12 protein-coding genes and 3 pseudogenes are annotated in these 15270 nt (G+C 70.6%); 7 read left to right on the top strand and 8 right to left on the bottom strand.

Translation table 11 applies throughout. The features are described from left to right. Positions 1-650: 650 nt before the first annotated feature. A pseudogene (locus tag HUV60_RS33975) lies at positions 651-992 on the bottom strand (NERD domain-containing protein); the annotation flags it as partial. Positions 993-1217: 225 nt separating this feature from the next. Here HUV60_RS33975 and HUV60_RS20020 point away from each other — a divergent pair. From HUV60_RS20020 to HUV60_RS20010, 3 genes are all read left to right on the top strand, one after another. Continuing rightward, positions 1218-2318 (top strand): AAA family ATPase, encoded by a 1101-nt coding sequence (locus HUV60_RS20020; RefSeq protein ID WP_256082546.1) that lies wholly within the window; start codon positions 1218-1220, stop codon positions 2316-2318. A gap of 2 nt (positions 2319-2320) precedes the next feature. Continuing rightward, on the top strand, positions 2321-2980 hold the full coding sequence (locus HUV60_RS20015; protein ID WP_257848629.1) for a DUF4276 family protein: 660 nt from the start codon (positions 2321-2323) through the stop codon (positions 2978-2980). A gap of 65 nt (positions 2981-3045) precedes the next feature. Then, positions 3046-3534: a hypothetical protein gene (locus HUV60_RS20010; protein ID WP_257848628.1), complete on the top strand. Its 489-nt coding sequence runs from the start codon at positions 3046-3048 to the stop codon at positions 3532-3534. 82 nt (positions 3535-3616) lie between these two features. Here HUV60_RS20010 and ppc read toward each other — a convergent pair whose 3' ends face one another. Further along, positions 3617-6358: a phosphoenolpyruvate carboxylase gene (ppc, locus tag HUV60_RS20005; RefSeq protein ID WP_257848627.1), complete on the bottom strand. Its 2742-nt coding sequence runs from the start codon at positions 6356-6358 to the stop codon at positions 3617-3619. Positions 6359-6651: 293 nt separating this feature from the next. On the opposite strand from ppc, the gene HUV60_RS20000 reads away from it, so the two are divergent. Both HUV60_RS20000 and HUV60_RS19995 read left to right on the top strand, forming a co-directional pair. Then, positions 6652-7689 carry an acyl-CoA desaturase gene (locus tag HUV60_RS20000; protein WP_257848626.1) on the top strand — a complete coding sequence of 346 codons (1038 nt, stop codon included), beginning with the start codon at positions 6652-6654 and terminating at the stop codon, positions 7687-7689. Then, positions 7686-8363: a TetR/AcrR family transcriptional regulator gene (locus HUV60_RS19995; RefSeq protein ID WP_257848625.1), complete on the top strand. Its 678-nt coding sequence runs from the start codon at positions 7686-7688 to the stop codon at positions 8361-8363. The genes HUV60_RS20000 and HUV60_RS19995 overlap by 4 nt, the downstream gene beginning before the upstream one ends. 28 nt (positions 8364-8391) lie before the next feature. Here the strand turns inward: HUV60_RS19995 and HUV60_RS19990 are convergent. Beyond that, a pseudogene (locus HUV60_RS19990) lies at positions 8392-8825 on the bottom strand (methyltransferase domain-containing protein); the annotation flags it as partial. A 130-nt stretch (positions 8826-8955) separates the two neighbouring features. Here HUV60_RS19990 and HUV60_RS19985 point away from each other — a divergent pair. Continuing rightward, positions 8956-9453, top strand: coding sequence for a MarR family winged helix-turn-helix transcriptional regulator (locus tag HUV60_RS19985; RefSeq protein WP_257848624.1), 498 nt, complete (start codon positions 8956-8958; stop codon positions 9451-9453). Here HUV60_RS19985 and HUV60_RS19980 read toward each other — a convergent pair. Then, the gene (locus HUV60_RS19980) at positions 9412-10179 is read right to left on the bottom strand and encodes a response regulator transcription factor (protein WP_257848623.1); all 768 of its coding nucleotides are present in this window, start codon (positions 10177-10179) and stop codon (positions 9412-9414) included. The genes HUV60_RS19985 and HUV60_RS19980 overlap by 42 nt on opposite strands. 248 nt (positions 10180-10427) lie before the next feature. On the opposite strand from HUV60_RS19980, the gene HUV60_RS19975 reads away from it, so the two are divergent. Beyond that, on the top strand, positions 10428-10880 hold the full coding sequence (locus HUV60_RS19975) for a GNAT family N-acetyltransferase (RefSeq protein WP_257848622.1): 453 nt from the start codon (positions 10428-10430) through the stop codon (positions 10878-10880). A 53-nt stretch (positions 10881-10933) separates the two neighbouring features. Here HUV60_RS19975 and HUV60_RS19970 read toward each other — a convergent pair. The 4 genes and pseudogenes from HUV60_RS19970 to galT all read right to left on the bottom strand — a co-directional run bounded on the left by HUV60_RS19970 (position 10934) and on the right by galT (position 15110). Then, a pseudogene (locus tag HUV60_RS19970) lies at positions 10934-11526 on the bottom strand (Uma2 family endonuclease). 318 nt (positions 11527-11844) lie between these two features. Continuing rightward, positions 11845-13026 carry a galactokinase gene (galK, locus tag HUV60_RS19965; protein ID WP_257848621.1) on the bottom strand — a complete coding sequence of 394 codons (1182 nt, stop codon included), beginning with the start codon at positions 13024-13026 and terminating at the stop codon, positions 11845-11847. 54 nt (positions 13027-13080) lie between these two features. Continuing rightward, positions 13081-14052: a UDP-glucose 4-epimerase GalE gene (gene galE, locus HUV60_RS19960; protein WP_257848620.1), complete on the bottom strand. Its 972-nt coding sequence runs from the start codon at positions 14050-14052 to the stop codon at positions 13081-13083. Beyond that, complete coding sequence (galT, locus tag HUV60_RS19955; RefSeq protein ID WP_257848619.1) at positions 14049-15110, bottom strand: galactose-1-phosphate uridylyltransferase; 1062 nt, start codon at positions 15108-15110, stop codon at positions 14049-14051. The genes galE and galT overlap by 4 nt, the downstream gene beginning before the upstream one ends. Positions 15111-15270: the final 160 nt, after the last annotated feature.

Raw genomic sequence — 15270 nt, 5'->3', positions numbered from 1 at the left:
CGGTGCGCGTAGTGGACGGTCTCGGCCAGGCGGCGCAGGAGGGCGGCCCGTGCCTGGGCGTCCAGCTTCGCGCCGTACTGGAGGAGGTAGTCGTCCAGGCGGAGCGTGCGCGGGTCGTAGGCGTACAGCAGGGCGGGGCCGGCGCTGTGGCCGTTCTCGTCGAAGTTCTCCAGGGCGACCAGGCCCGGGTGTCTGAGGCCTTCCAGTGCGCGTGCCTCGCGCTCGGCGGTGTGGCTGATGGACTCGCGGGCCTGCCGGTCCGCTCCGCGTTCGCGCAGGTAGATGCGTACGCGGCGGGTCTTGCTCAGGGAGTCGTGACGGCCGAGGTAGTCGGCCCAGTTCGGCCCGGTGTCGAAAGGGGTGCGGTCCAGGCGGTAGGTGCCGACGTGGAACTCGGCATCGGAACGGCCGATGCCGACCTCGGCCAGGAGCTTGCCCAGCCCGCGGGAGAACTCGCGGTCGACGCCCGACTTGACGTCACGCGCGGGACGCTGGAGTTCGGCGAGGACGTCGCCCAGCCCGCTGTGCCCGGCTTTGCCGAAGACGCCCGCCAGGTCGCTGGGCGCGAGCCGGATGCGCAGACCGGGGTCGGTGAAGAAGATCAGTTCCTGGATGTAGGGGACGTGACGCCGGGGGTCGGTCTTCCGCAGGGCGTCCCTGAGCAGGCCCTTGAGCTCCTTCGCCTTCTGGTTGGCGAGGTGGCGGGGGTTGCGGTGGAGGCGGGTGCGGTCGCCGGGGAGGGTCTGCACCCAGCTCGCTCCCGAGGAGGTGACCGTGCCCTGCCAGTTCTTCAGTTCCACCAGGAAGAGACCGGCCGGAGCGGCGACCAGCAGGTCGACCTCGCGGACGTGGCCGCTGTGGGCGGTGAAGGTGAAGTTCGACCAGGCGCGGTAGGGCTCGGTGTCCGGGAGCCTCTCCTTGAGATACAGCAGTCCGCTGCGCTCGTGCTGGAACTGCGACTCGGTGACAGTGGTCCACCTGCCGTCTCGCATGACCGCGACGCCCCTTTCCGTATCTCGCTGTCTCGTCTGTTTCCCTGCCGGTGGCCGGATCACAGCAGGTGGTCCAGCCTATCGACCATGCCCGACGGGCCAGAAGTATGCCCCGGTCGGCTGTGGACGAACGACCGCAACAGATCATCTGTTGGCGCTCTGCCCCTCATCCGCCCGGGGCCCTGACCTAGGGTTGGGGCCATGCCGTCGTACAAGCTCTCAGAGGTGACCGTAGAGGGATACGCCTCCATCCGATCCAGCACGCTGAAGCTGGGCGAGGGCGTGACCGTACTGGTCGGTGCCAACGGTGCGGGCAAGAGCAACGTCGTCGGCGCACTCGAACTGCTGGGGTGGATGGCGGACGGCGACCTGGCGCTCCAGGCGGGCATCCACGGTGGCGCCCAGGCCCTGCAGTTCGCGGGACGCGGCACCGGGAAAGGCATCCGGCTCAAGGTCTGTGCTCCCCCGTATCGGTATGAGGCGCACCTCGTCCCTGCGGCGAACGACAACTTCGTCTTCGCCGAGGAGAAGGGGCACTTCCACGAGCCGGGTCCCGGTCTCCCGATGGAGGAGAGCTTCGGCCGTGGACACCGCGAATCACTGCTGCGGCAGAAGGAGGAGGAGCAGCTCTCCCGCCTGGCGGGCCCGGTGCGGCACATCCTCGCCGGCTGCCGTGTCTTCCACTTCCAGGACACCAGTCGTGAGGCGCCGGTCAAGCAGTTCGGGTACGAGGCGGACAACGAGGCGCTGCGCCCGGACGCGGCGAACCTTGCGGCCTTCCTGTTGCGGCTGCGCGAGGGTGAACCCAAGTCCTATCGGCGCATTGTGCGGGCCATCAAGTCCGTGGCGCCGTTCTTCCGGGACTTCCTGCTGAAGGAGGAGCCGGGCGGGAGGATCCGCCTGCGCTGGATGCAGGAGGGGGTCGACGCAGTGTTTCCCGCGGAGGCGCTCTCGGACGGCACCTTGCGCTACATCTGCCTGTGCGTCCTGCTCCTCCAGCCCGACCCGCCGGCCCTCTTCACACTCGACGAGCCGGAACTCGGGCTGCACCCCTACGCAATCGTCCAGCTGGCGGACATGCTCCGGTCGGCCGCCGTACGCAGTCAGATTGTGATCGCCACACAGTCCGTGACCCTGCTGAACCAGTTCTCACTCGACGACATCGTGGTGGTGGAGCGCGAGGACGGAGCGACGGAGCTACGGCGTCCGGATCCCGAGGAACTCCAGGGATGGCTGGAGGACTACTCCCTCGGGGAGCTGTGGGAGAAGAACGTACTCGGTGGCAGGCCCTCGCCGGAACTGCCGTTGCGGGGCCGCCCGGAATGATCATGGTGGGGGTGCTGTGCGAGGGTCAGACCGAGGAGAACATGGTCAACGACTTCCTCGCGCCCGAACTGGCGGAGTACGGCATCTGCCTGGTGCCGACCATCCTGATGACCCGGATGCCGGCGGGCGGTGCAGCGGGCAAGGGCGGGGTCAGCAAGTGGGCGAAGATCGAGAGAGACCTGCGCAAGTTACTGGCCGGCACTCATTGGGCAGCGGTCACCACGCTTCTTGATTACTACGGCCTCCCTCAGGACAGTCCGGGGATGTCGGACCGGCCGGGCGGCTCGCCCGTGGGCAAGGTGACGCATGTCGAGCGGCGCCTCGCGGAACACGTCGGCCATCCTCGTTTTCTTCCCCATGTCGTCCTGCACGAGACGGAGACCTGGGTCTTCGCGGCGGCGGAACAGCTCGGGGACTGGGCCGACGACCCGGCTCTGGCCCATGAGCTCAAGCGCCAGGCCGACAAGGCCGGGGGACCCGAGAAGGTGAACGACAAGCCCGAGACAGCTCCCTCCAAGCGGATCCTCAAGCTGTACCCGAGGTATGTGAAAACACAGGACGGCCCGGTGGCGGTGATGGACCTGGGTCTGGCCGCTCTGCGAGCCGCCTGTCCCCATTTCGACGAGTGGATCGCGAAGTTGCTGGCCCTCACGCCGCGCTGATGTGCGCGTGTGCGGACCCCGCACGGAGTTGACCGACCGCAAGGGCATGGCCAAGGATCTCGGCCATGCCTTCTGCCGTCTCGTCCTCCCGGGGTCCGTCCGCCGCGCTGCGCTTCGGCCGGTTCGCGGTGATGGGCACGGTCGCCGTGCTGATCCTGGTCGCGGGTGTGTGGGGGTCGTGGGGTACGGCGCAGTACGCGATGCTGACGAAGGGGCGCGAGCAGGGCACGGTCGCGGTGACGTCCTGCGGTGGGCGGACCTGTACGGGGGCGTACACGCCGTCGTCGCCGGGGTCGCAGCCGCGGGCCGAGGTCGTTCTGGAGAACAACGCGGCCGTGGCGGAGGGGCGGACGTACACCGTCGTCGTGAAGCCGGACGGCAACGAGGTGGTCCGTTCCGGTTCCGCGGGGGTTCTCCACGCGTGGGTGCCGCTGGGCGGGGCGCTGATGCTGGCGTCGGTGGTGGTGGCGGGCGGGTTGCTGCGGACGCGGGTGGCGTGGGTGATGGGGTTGTCGGGGGTGTCACTGGTGACGGCGGCGTTCCTGGTGGTGTGAGGAACACGGAGGTGCCCCCGGGCCGTACGGCCCGGGGGCACCTCCGTCGTGCCGCCTTGTCGGCTGTGTCGTGTCGCCGGGGTCAGCCGGTGTTGCGCAGGCCCGCCGCCACACCGTTGACGGTCAGCAGCAGGGCGCGGGCGAGCAGCGGGTCGGCCGGGTCACCGGCGGCGGCCGCGTCGCGCTGGCGCTTGAGGAGGGCGACCTGGAGGTAGGAGATGGGGTCGAGGTAGGCGTCGCGGATGGTGAGGGTCTGCTTGAGGGCCGGTGTGCCGTCCAGGAGTCCGGGCTCGCCGGTGACGCGGAGGACTTCGGCGACGGTGAGCTCGTGCTCGGCCCTGATCGCGTCGAAGACGTGGCCCAGCTCGTCGGGGACGAGGGTGTCGACGTAGTGCTGGGCGATCCTGAGGTCGGTCTTGGCGAGGGTCATCTCGACGTTGGAGATGAAGTTGCGGAAGAAGTGCCACTGCTCGTGCATCTCGTCGAGCACGGTGTCGAGGCCGGCCTCGCGCAGGGCCTTGAGGCCGGAGCCGACGCCGTACCAGCCGGGGACGATCTGGCGGGACTGGGTCCAGCCGAACACCCAGGGGATGGCGCGCAGTCCGTCGAGCGAGACGCCGGAGCCGGGGCGGCGGGAGGGCCGTGAGCCCAGGTGCAGGTCGGCGAGCTGGTCGACCGGCGTGGAGGCCAGGAAGTACGTCGGCAGGTCGGGGTCCTCGACGAGCTTGCGGTAGGCGTCGTGGGCGGCGTCGGAGACGACGTCCATGGCGGCGTCCCAGCGGGCGAGTGCCTCGTCGGACTGGCGGGGTGCGGTGTGCAGGGCGGACGCCTGGAGGGTGGCGGCGACGGACAGCTCCAGGTTCTCCCGGGCGAGTGCCGGGATGAGGTACTTGTCGGAGATGACCTCGCCCTGTTCGGTGACCTTGATCTCGCCTTCGAGGGTGCCCCAGGGCTGGGCGAGGATGGCGTCGTGGGTGGGGCCGCCGCCGCGGCCGACGGTGCCGCCGCGGCCGTGGAAGAGGCGCAGGCGTACGCCGTAGCGGTGGGCGACGTCGCGCAGCCGGCGCTGGGCGCGGTGGATCTCCCACTGGCTGGTGGTGATACCGCCGAACTTGGAGGAGTCGGAGTAGCCGAGCATCACTTCCTGGACGTCGTCCCGCAGCGCGACGAGGCGCCGGTAGGACGGGTCGGAGAGCATGTCCTCGAGGATGGTGTCGGCGGCCTTGAGTTCGTCCGTCGTCTCCAGGAGGGGGACGATGCCGACCTTCGCCCAGCCGGCGTGGAGGTCGATCAGTCCGGCCTCCCGTGCGAGGAGGGCGGCGGCGAAGACGTCGTCGGCGCCCTGGCACATGGAGATGATGTAGGACTCGATGACTTCGGGACCGAAGATCTCGAGGGCGCGCTTGGCGGTCTGGAAGACACCGAGGGTCTTCTCGCCGGCCGCGTCGACGGGTGCGGGGGTGGGGGCGAGGGGCCTGCGCGAGCGGAGTTCCCTGGCGAGGAGCTTGGTGCGGTACTCGCGGGGCATGTCGGTGTAGCGCCAGGATTCCTCGCCGAGCCGGTCGAACAGCTGGCCGAGGGCGTGGTGGTGGGCGTCGGCGTGTTCGCGCAGGTCGAGGGTGGCGAGCTGGAGGCCGAAGGCGGCGAGGGTACGGATGGTGCGGGCGAGGCGGCCGTCGGCGAAGAGGCCGCCGCGGTGTTCGCGCAGGGAGGCCTGGATGATCCGCAGGTCGGCGAGGAGCTGGCCGGTGCCGAGGTAGTCACGGCCGGGCTGGTGGGGGGTGTCCTGCGCGAGGCGCTGCTTGGTGTTCTCGAGCTTCTGGCGGATGCAGGTGGCCTTGAGCCGGTAGGGCTCCTCGGCGTTGAGGCGCTTGTAGCGGGGGCTGATCTCGGGGAGGTTGTCGAGGTCGGCCTGCAGGGAGGTCAGCAGTTCCTCGGTGGCACCGGCGTAGCGGATGGAGCTGGAGAGGAATCCGCGGAGTTCGTCGATCATCTCCAGGGCGTCGTTGATGCCGTGTTCGTGCTGGAGGATGAGGACGTCCCAGGTGACCTGGGGGGTGACGTTGGGGTTGCCGTCGCGGTCGCCACCGATCCAGGTGCCGAAGGTGAGGGGGCGGGTGTCGTCGGGGAGGGTGACGCCGACGCGTGCGAGTTCGGCGGTGAGGTCCTCGAGGACGTCGCCGACGGCGCCGGCGTGGAGTTCGTCGAGGTAGTAGACGGCGTTGCGGGCCTCGTCGGCGGGTTCGGGACGGACGACGCGCAGTTCGTCGGTCTGCCAGACGAGGTCGATGTTCTCGGCCAGGCGGGTGTCGAGGCGGCGCCGGTCGCTCTCGATGACGGGGGTGTCGAGGAGGGCGGCGATGCGGCGCAGCTTGTTGAGGACGGAGCGGCGTGCGGCCTCGGTGGGGTGGGCGGTGAAGACCGGGCGGACGTTGAGGTGCCGCGCGGTTTCGCTCAGATGCTCGGGATCGGCGTCCTTGAGGCGGTCGGCGGTGCGGGCGAGCAGTCCGCCTTCGGTGGCGCGGCGGGCGCGCAGTTCGCGGCCGCGGTGCACCTGCTCGGTGACGTTCGCCAGGTGGAAGTAGGTGGAGAAGGCGCGGACCAGCTTGGCGGCGGTGTCGAGTTCGGTGCCGCGCAGCAGTTCGGCTGCGGCCTCGCCGTCCTCGCGGGTCAGTCGGCGGACCTTCTCGACGAGGTCGAGGAGTTCGGGGCCGTCCTGGCGGACGAGGGTCTCTCCGAGGAGGTCACCCAGTCGGCGGATGTCGGCCCGCAGTTCGCTGCTCGTGGTCGCCGTGGACACGGCCTGGTCGTCGGCACTGCTCACAGGTGCGGCTCCTTGCAGTGTTGAAGCTGGTCTGGAGGGCCCGGACGGCGTCTCCGGGCGGCTGGCGCCGCATACGGGCCGGACATCCGGGAAGTAGGTACTCAGAGCGGACCGCGCTGTCCGACCGGTTTCCAGGATAGGCGGCGGCCGGAACGCGCAGGCTCGTGGGCTCTTGCCGCCGGGCCGCGCACTGCCATACTTACGATGCCGTAGGTTACGGTCCCGTAGGAAGTGCCGCTCGGTTCCAGGGGCCCGGCACCACCCTCAGCCCTCATATCCCACAGGGGACACGTATGACCTCACGTCCTGACGTCATTGACGAAGCCTCGAAGGAGCCGCTCGCCTCCGGCCCCGGAGCCGGCGCCGGTTCCGCAGCCGTCCCTTCCGCCACACTGGGCGGGGAGCGCAAGCGTTCGATCGAGCAGATCACGCTGCTGGCCTTCATCATCGTTCCGTTCCTGGCGGTGCTGGCGGCGGTACCGCTGGCCTGGGGCTGGGGGGTGAGCTGGCTGGATCTCGGGCTGCTGGTGTTCTTCTACTTCCTCGGCTGCCACGGCATCACCGTCGGTTTCCACCGTCATTTCACGCATGGTTCGTTCAAGGCGAAGCGGCCGCTGAAGATCGCGCTGGCGGTGGCGGGTTCGATGGCGGTGGAGGGACCGCTGGTGCGGTGGGTGGCGGACCACCGCAAGCACCACAAGTTCTCGGACGCGGAGGGCGACCCGCACTCGCCGTGGCGGTACGGGGAGTCGCTGCCGGCGCTGATGAAGGGCCTGTGGTGGGCTCATCTCGGCTGGATGTTCGACGAGGAGCAGACTCCGCAGGACAAGTACGCGCCGGATCTGATCAGGGACCGGACGCTGCGCGCGATCTCCCGCCAGTTCCTGCTGTGGGCGGGGGTGTCGCTGGCGCTGCCGGCGCTGATCGGCGGTCTGGTGACGATGTCCTGGTGGGGTGCGTTCACGGGCTTCTTCTGGGGGTCACTCGTCCGGGTGGCGTTGTTGCACCATGTGACGTGGTCGATCAACTCGATCTGCCATGCGGTGGGCAAGCGGCCGTTCAGGTCGCGGGACCGTTCGGGCAACGTGTGGTGGCTGGCGGTACTGTCCTGCGGCGAGTCGTGGCACAACCTGCACCACGCCGATCCGACGTCCGCGCGGCACGGTGTGGAGCGGGGACAGATCGATTCGAGTGCCCGGCTGATCCGCTGGTCCGAGAAGCTGGGCTGGGCGTACGACGTGCGCTGGCCGTCACGCTCGCGTATCGATTCGCGTCGTGACACCGGGGAAGACGGCTCCCGGCGCGGGCGGGAGTCGGCCGAGGCGGCATGATGGTCGCCGTGGCGACCGACTCCAGCAGCACCCCGAGCAATGACAGGCCGCGGCGTGCCCGCCGCACCCGGATGACCGGCGCGGAGCGCCGTCAGCAACTGCTGGAGATCGGCCGCACCCTGTTCGCCGAGAAGGGCTTCGAGGGCACGTCGGTGGAGGAGATCGCGGCGAAGGCCGGGGTCTCCAAGCCCGTGGTGTACGAGCACTTCGGCGGCAAGGAGGGCCTGTACGCGGTGGTGGTGGACCGCGAGATGCGGCGTCTGCTGGACATGGTGACGGGTTCGCTGACCGCGGGTCATCCGCGGGAGCTGTGCGAGCAGGCGGCGTTCGCCCTGCTGGACTACATCGAGGAGTACACGGACGGGTTCCGCATCCTGGTCCGTGACTCCCCGATCCCGCAGTCGACCGGCACCTTCGCCTCCCTCATCTCGGACATCGCCACGCAGGTGGAGGACATCCTGGGCCGCGAGTTCAAGAACCGCGGCTTCGATTCGAAGCTGGCTCCGCTGTACGCACAGGCGCTGGTCGGGATGGTGGCGCTGACCGGCCAGTGGTGGCTGGACGTCCGCAAGCCGAAGAAGGCGGAGGTGGCCGCGCACCTGGTCAACCTGGCCTGGCACGGCCTGGACGGCCTGAAGCAGAAGCCCCGGCTGATCGGGCACCGGAAGAACTAGGACATTCATGCAGCCGCTCCGGGGAATCACGGAAGGCGAGGGTGCCGCCGGGCGCGAGACCCGCCATCCAGTCCGCGAACCGGTCCGCGTGTCCGGGGATCCGGTGCAGGGCTGCGTTGCTGACGATCAGGTCGTACGGCCCGGCCCGGGCGCCCAGGTGCGGACGTCGGCGCGGGCGAAGCCGATCCGGCCGCCGCCGGGGGTGGGGCCCGCGTGGCCGGCATCCGCCGTACCGAGCATCTCGGGCGAGTGGTCGTAGCCGGCGACGCGGGCGAGCGGCCGGCGCTCGGCGAGCAGCGCGGTGACGTGGCCGGTGCCGCAGCCGAGGTCGGCGGTGCGGGGCGGATCGCCGGGGAGTGCGGGGACACGGGCGAGGAGGTCGAGGAGGTCGAGGAAGGGGCGGGCACGGTGACCGGTACGCCGCAGGTACGGGGCGGGGTCCCAGAGGGGGCCGGTGGCCACGGGCGCGGAGCGCCTCCTCGCACTCGGGGCAGCCTGCGGACAGGTACCCACACCCTCCACACCCTAACTCGACATCAAGAAGTTTGACATCAAGAGACTTCACATCGACACAACCATTACACTGATCGCCATGGAGGACGAGGTCGATCGGCTGGTCGCAGCATGGCGCCGGGAGCGCCCGGACCTCGACGTGGAACCGCTCGAGGTGCTCAGCCGGGTGAGCAGGCTCGCCCGGCACCTGGACCGGGCTCGCAGACTGGCCTTCGCCGAGCACGGTCTGGAGCCCTGGGAGTTCGACGTCCTGACCGCGCTGCGCCGCGCGGGCGCCCCCTACCAGCTCTCGCCGGGGCAGCTCCTCACGCAGACGCTGGTCACCTCGGGCACGATGACCAACCGTATCGACCGCCTGACCACGAAGGGTCTGGTGGAGCGCCTGCCCGACCCCAGCGACCGGCGCGGGGTCCTGGTCCGCCTCACGGACGAGGGCCGCGACCGCGGCGACCAGGCACTGGCCGGACTGCTGGCGCAGGAGCGGGCGATCCTCGCCGAACTCCCCAGCGCCCAACGCGCCGAACTGGCGGGCCTGCTACGCCAGCTGACCGCCCCGTTCGACAACATCCCCGGTTAGGTCGGCGGGCCCGACACCCGCCCGCCGGGCGAGGGCGACGGCGGCCAGGGTGGAGTGCACGCCCAGTTTGCCGAGCACGTTCTGCATGTGCGTCCGGACGGTGTGCGGGGACAGGTACAGGCGCTCGGCGACGGCCTTGCGCCCCAGGCCCGCGACCATGCACCGCAGCACCTCCCGCTCGCGCGGGGTCAGGGACTCCACAAGCCGCTCGCTCTCGGTGCGGTGCTTGCGGGCTGCGGTGAGTTCACGCAGCACACCGGTGAGCAGGGCGGGCGGCAGATGCGTCTCGTCGCGCAGCACGCCCCGGACGACGGTGAGCAGCCGGCTCAGCGAGCAGTCCTTGGCGACCCAGCCGCCGGCGCCGGCCTGGAGGGCGAGCGCCGCGCGGCGCGGATCGTCCTTCTCGGCGAGCACGACGATCCGTACCTGCGGGTGGACCGAACGCACCCCGGTGACCAGGGACATCCCGTCGACCAGGCCGTCCTCGTCGCCCGCCTGGACGGGTACGGCGGACCGGCCGGCCGGTACCCTGCCCCCCAGGTCGGCGTCGACGAGCAGGACGTCGAACCGCCGCCCCTCGCCGGCGGCCCGTTCCAGGCAGCGCAGTGCGGCCGGGCCGCTGCCCGCCGCGGACACCTCGACGTCCGGCTCGGCGGCCAGGGCCGCGGCGAGCGACTCGGCGAAGATGCGGTGGTCGTCGACGACCAGGACTCGGACACGTTGCATGAAACCCCCTCCCCCGTGCTCTCCGCAGAGCAGGGGACTACCTCTGGCGTCGGAGGACGACACCAGCACCGGGGCGGGCCGCCGGGAACCGCCCGGCCGCCGCCGCACGTCCCCACCGCCCCGCCCCGGATCGCGTACCCGGGTGTCCCGCCCCTGAACGGCGCCGACCCCACCGGCGTTGCCCATCAGAGTACGGACGGGGGCCGGGAGCGGAAGGCTCTTTGCAGAACTTGCGCCCCTGCGCGTTTATGGTGAGCCGCATGTTTCGTCTGGAGACAGAAGTCGACAAGGCCCGACGTGATCTGCTCCGCAGTCGACTGCGGGACACCAACACGGCGGCGTCCTCGGTCCTGCGGGCGCTGCGCGGCACCTCACAGGAACGCGACTCCCCTTTGCACGTGTGGGCATCGGACCCGGACGGTGGTCTCGCGGGCGGCCTGGTCGGCCACACCTGGGCGGCCTGGCTGCACGTGACGTACCTGTGGGTCGACGAACGCCACCGCGGAGCGGGCCTCGGCACCCTCCTGCTCACCGAGGCGGAACGCCTCGCCACGGCCCGCGGCTGCCGCTCCTCCCGCGTGGAGACCTGGGACTTCCAGGCCCCGGAGTTCTACCGACGCCACGGCTACAAGGTGGTCTGCGTGATCCCGGACTACCCGCCGGGCATCACGGAGTACACCCTGGTCAAGCGGCTGGGGTGAGACGTCGGGGCTCGTCGGACCGTCCGGGCTCCGAACCGCTGGGGCGGGACCGGTCAGAGACCGTCGAGCGCTTCCGAGGTGACGTCGATGTCGCTGTCGTACGGCGCACCGAGTTCGAGCAGTTCACGCCGGGTGCCTGTCAGGTCGTAGGCCTTGGTCACCGGGTCGAGTTCGTGGACCCGGACGACCGGGTGCCGGTCCGCACCGCCCGTGTCGGCCAGCCGGAAGTGCGGGATGCCCGCGGCGGCGTACTTGCGCGGCTTGGTGTCGCGGTCACGAGCCTCTGAATCCGGGGAGATCACTTCGACGGCGAGCAGGACGTCCGTGGCCTGGAAACGGGTCTGTTCCCTGCCGGTGACGGCCCCGGCGCGCACTACGGAGATGTCGGGTTCCGGTCCGTCGCGGCGGTCTAGGACGATGGTCCCCCCGGACGACCTTCCTGTCCCTGGGAACCGTGCGGCGCAGACCGCCACCAAAAGGCCGACACGGTGCTGTGGGAATACCACTGCGGACTCACGAAAACCAGGCTCTCGTCGATCAGCCCGGTGTGCGGCGGGAGGGCGTCCACGGTGTATCCGTCCCGGGGCGGCACCGGCCGGCGGCAGCCGGGCTCTGCGGTCGGCTCGGCGAGGGGCTCGGCGGTCATGGTTCCTCCCACGGGGAGGGACTCTCGGCCTGCCCGCCCACGGTAGCCGCCGGTTTCGTTGATCGTCATCACAAAGGGTGACGACAGGGGCCGCGGGGCGGTCCCCGGACGGAAACGCGCCCTGATGGCCTCGCGCCTACGAGTACCGTGAAACAGGCATCGCGAAAGAGGGCCGCAACCGTCGCCGAGAGGCAAACGGCCCGCAGGGCTGCCCGGACGTCCCGACGCCCGAACCCGGCCCGGTCCGCGTCGCTCTCGTGTCGCCCATGTGCTTCGCGGCCGGTGACGCCGGGGCCCGACCGGCACCACCGGCCCGCTTCAGCGCACCCGTCGCGCCCCCGCCGAAGGCACCGCCTCGAAGACCCGGGGGGGCTTGAAGCCCGCGGTCGTGAAGGCGCCCTCGACCGACTTCGTGATGGCCGGGACGTCGGCCTCCTCGGCCAGGACGATGGCCGAGCCGCCGAAGCCGCCGCCGGTCATGCGGGCGCCGAGGGCGCCGGAGGCGACGGCCGTGTCGACGACCAGGTCGAGTTCCGGGCAGGAGACGCGGAAGTCGTCGCGCAGCGAGGCGTGGCCCGCGACGAGGACCGGGCCGATGGCGCGGGTGTCGCCCGCTTCCAGGAGGGCGACGACCCGCTCGACCCGCTCGGCCTCCGTCACCACGTGCCGGACCAGGCGGCGCACCTCGTCCTCGCCGTCGCCCAGCCGCTCCAGCACCGCGTCGAGGTCGGCGTACGGGACGTCCCGCAGGGCGTCGACACCCAGGAGGGCGGCGCCCTTCTCGCAGCCGGCGCGGCGCTTGCCGTACTCGCCCTCGCTGTGGCTGTGCTTGACCCGGGTGTCGACCACCAGCAGGCGCATGCCCTCGGCGGCGAGGTCGAAGGGGATCTGGCGCTGGGAGAGGTCGCGGGTGTCGAGGAACAGGGCGTGCCCGCTCTCGCAGCAGGCGGACGCCGTCTGGTCCATGATGCCGACGGGGGCGCCGACGTACACGTTCTCCGCGCGCTGGCACAGGCGGGCCAGCTGCCAGCCTCGCAGGTCCAGTGCGTACAGGTCGTTGAGAGCCAGGGCGACGACGACCTCCAGGGCCGCCGAGGAGGACAGACCGGCGCCGGCCGGGACCGCCGAGGCGAGGTGGATGTCCGCGCCGGTCACGGCGTGGCCGGCCTCGCGCAGGGCCCAGACCACGCCCGCCGGGTAAGCGGTCCAGTTCTTGTCCGCGCCGGGGGTCAGGGAGTCCACCGTCAGTTCCACGACCGGCGCCGCCACCTCGGCGGAGTGCAGGCGCAGGACGCCGTCGTCGCGCCGGGAGACCGCCGCGACAGCGGTGTGCGGCAGGGCGAACGGCATGACGAAGCCGTCGTTGTAGTCGGTGTGCTCGCCGATGAGGTTGACCCGGCCCGGTGCCGCCCAGACCCCCTGCGGCTCGGCCCCGTACAGCTCCCGGAAGCGCTCGCCGACCGCTCCCGCGACCGCCTCACCGGCGATGGACTCGCTCATGCCCTGACCTGACCCTTCGTCGTACCGAACGTCCTGAACATCCCGAACGTCCTGTTACTGCTTGCTCTGCTGCCGCCGCTGCGCGAACTCCCACGCGTCCGCGACGATTCCGGCGAGGTCCGGGCGGGTGGGCTTCCAGCCCAGCTTCTCGTGGGCCGCGGCGGCCGACGCCACCAGGACCGCCGGGTCGCCGCCCCGGCGGGGGGCCACGATCTCGGGGACCGGGTGGCCGGTGACCCGGCGGACCGTCTCGATCACCTCGCGGACGGAGAAGCCGCTGCCGTTGCCGAGGTTGCAGACGAGGTGTTCGCCGGGGGCCGCCGCGGTCAGGGCCAGCAGGTGGGCCTCGGCCAGGTCGGCGACGTGGATGTAGTCGCGTACGCAGGTGCCGTCCGGCGTCGGGTAGTCGTCGCCGTAGACGCTGATCGCCTCGCGGCGGCCCCGGGCGACCTGGAGGACGAGCGGGATCAGGTGGGACTCGGGATCGTGCCGCTCCCCGTACTGTCCGTACGCGCCGGCCACGTTGAAGTAGCGCAGCGAGACCGCGCCCAGGCCGTGGGCCGCCGCCTCGCCGGTGATCATGTGGTCGACGGCGAGCTTGGTGGCACCGTAGGGGTTGGTGGGGCTGGTCGGGGCGGACTCGACGATCGGGACCTGCTCGGGCTCGCCGTAGGTGGCCGCCGTGGAGGAGAACACCAGCCGGCGCACCCCCGCCCCGCGCATGGCGCCGAGCAGGGCCATGGTGCCGCCGACGTTGTTCTCCCAGTACTTCTCGGGCTTCACGACGGACTCGCCGACCTGGGAGTACGCGGCGAAGTGCAGCACGCCGTCGAAGGAGGGGTCCAGCCACGCCGCCGCGTCACGGATGTCGCCCTCGACGAGGGAAGCACCGGCCGGGACGGCCTCGCGTACGCCGGTGGAGAGGTTGTCCAGGACGACGACCTCGTGGCCCGCCTCCAGCAGGTGCTGGGCGACGACACTTCCGACGTAACCCGCGCCACCGGTGACCAGGTACTTCCCGCTCATGAACTCGCTACCTCTCGCAGTCGCTCGGCCGCGCGCTCCGGCGGCACGTCGTTGATGAACACGTTCATGCCGGATTCGGAGCCCGCGAGGAACTTCAGCTTGCCGGATGTGCGGCGAATGGTGAAAAGCTCGAGGTGGAGCGCGAAGTCGTCGCGCGTGACCCCGTCGAACTCCTCCAGCGCGCCGAACGGGGCCTGGTGCCAGGCCGCGATGTACGGGGTCACAGGCTCGCCCTCGCCGAAGATCCGGTCGAACCGTCGCAACAGTTCCAGATAGACCCGGGGAAACTCTGTGCGTGCCGCCTCGTCGAGCCCCAGCAGGTCGGGGACCCGGCGCTTGGGATACAGGTGGACCTCGTAGGGCCAGTGCGCGGCGTACGGCACGTAGGCGGCCCAGTGGTCGCCCTCCAGGACGACCCGCTCCCCCGCCAGTTCCTCCGCCAGGACGGTGTCGAACAGGTTCGCCCCGCCGGATGCCTCCTTGTGTGCGGCCACTTGGCGGAGCATCAGGGCGGTACGGGGGGTGGTGAAGGGGTAGGCGTAGATCTGCCCGTGCGGGTGCTGGAGAGTGACGCCGATCTCGGCCCCCCGGTTCTCGAAGCAGAACACCTGGTCGACGGAGGGCAGATGGGACAGCTCCGACGTCCTGTCCGTCCACGCGTCCAGGACCAGGCGTACCTGCTCCTCGTCCAGGGAGCCGAAGGAGGCGTTGTGGTCGGAGGTGAAGCAGACGACCTCACAGCGGCCGGAGTCGCCGGCCAGGGAGGGGAAGCGGTTCTCGAAGACCACGACGTCGTACGAGGAGTCGGGGATCTCGCTGAGCCGGTCACCCTCGGAGGGGCACAGGGGGCATTCGTCGGCCGGCGGGTGGTAGATACGGCCCTGGCGGTGGGAAGCGACGGCCACGGAGTCGCCGAGCAGCGGGTCGCGGCGGATCTCGGACGTCGTGACGGTGGCGTCCAGCGGGCGGCGGTCGGCCGCGTCGCGCACGGCGTCGTCGCTGAGGTCGTAGTAGATGAGTTCGCGACCGTCGGCCAGCCGGGTCGAGGTCTTCTTCACGCCGGACGCTCCATTCGAGCTGTTCGCCGCGCCGTCTTCGCCGCGCCGTCATCACATATCTTCGCACACTTCCAACAGAAATCAACATACCAAAACATGACTCACCTGGGCGGTCCGCATCACAATCAAACAAAGAGCATCAGTGGGCGTGTTCAATCAC

The organism is Streptomyces sp. KMM 9044 (genome assembly GCF_024701375.2).
Lineage (GTDB): Bacteria > Actinomycetota > Actinomycetes > Streptomycetales > Streptomycetaceae > Streptomyces.
This window is presented reverse-complemented; position numbering and strand designations above follow the sequence as displayed.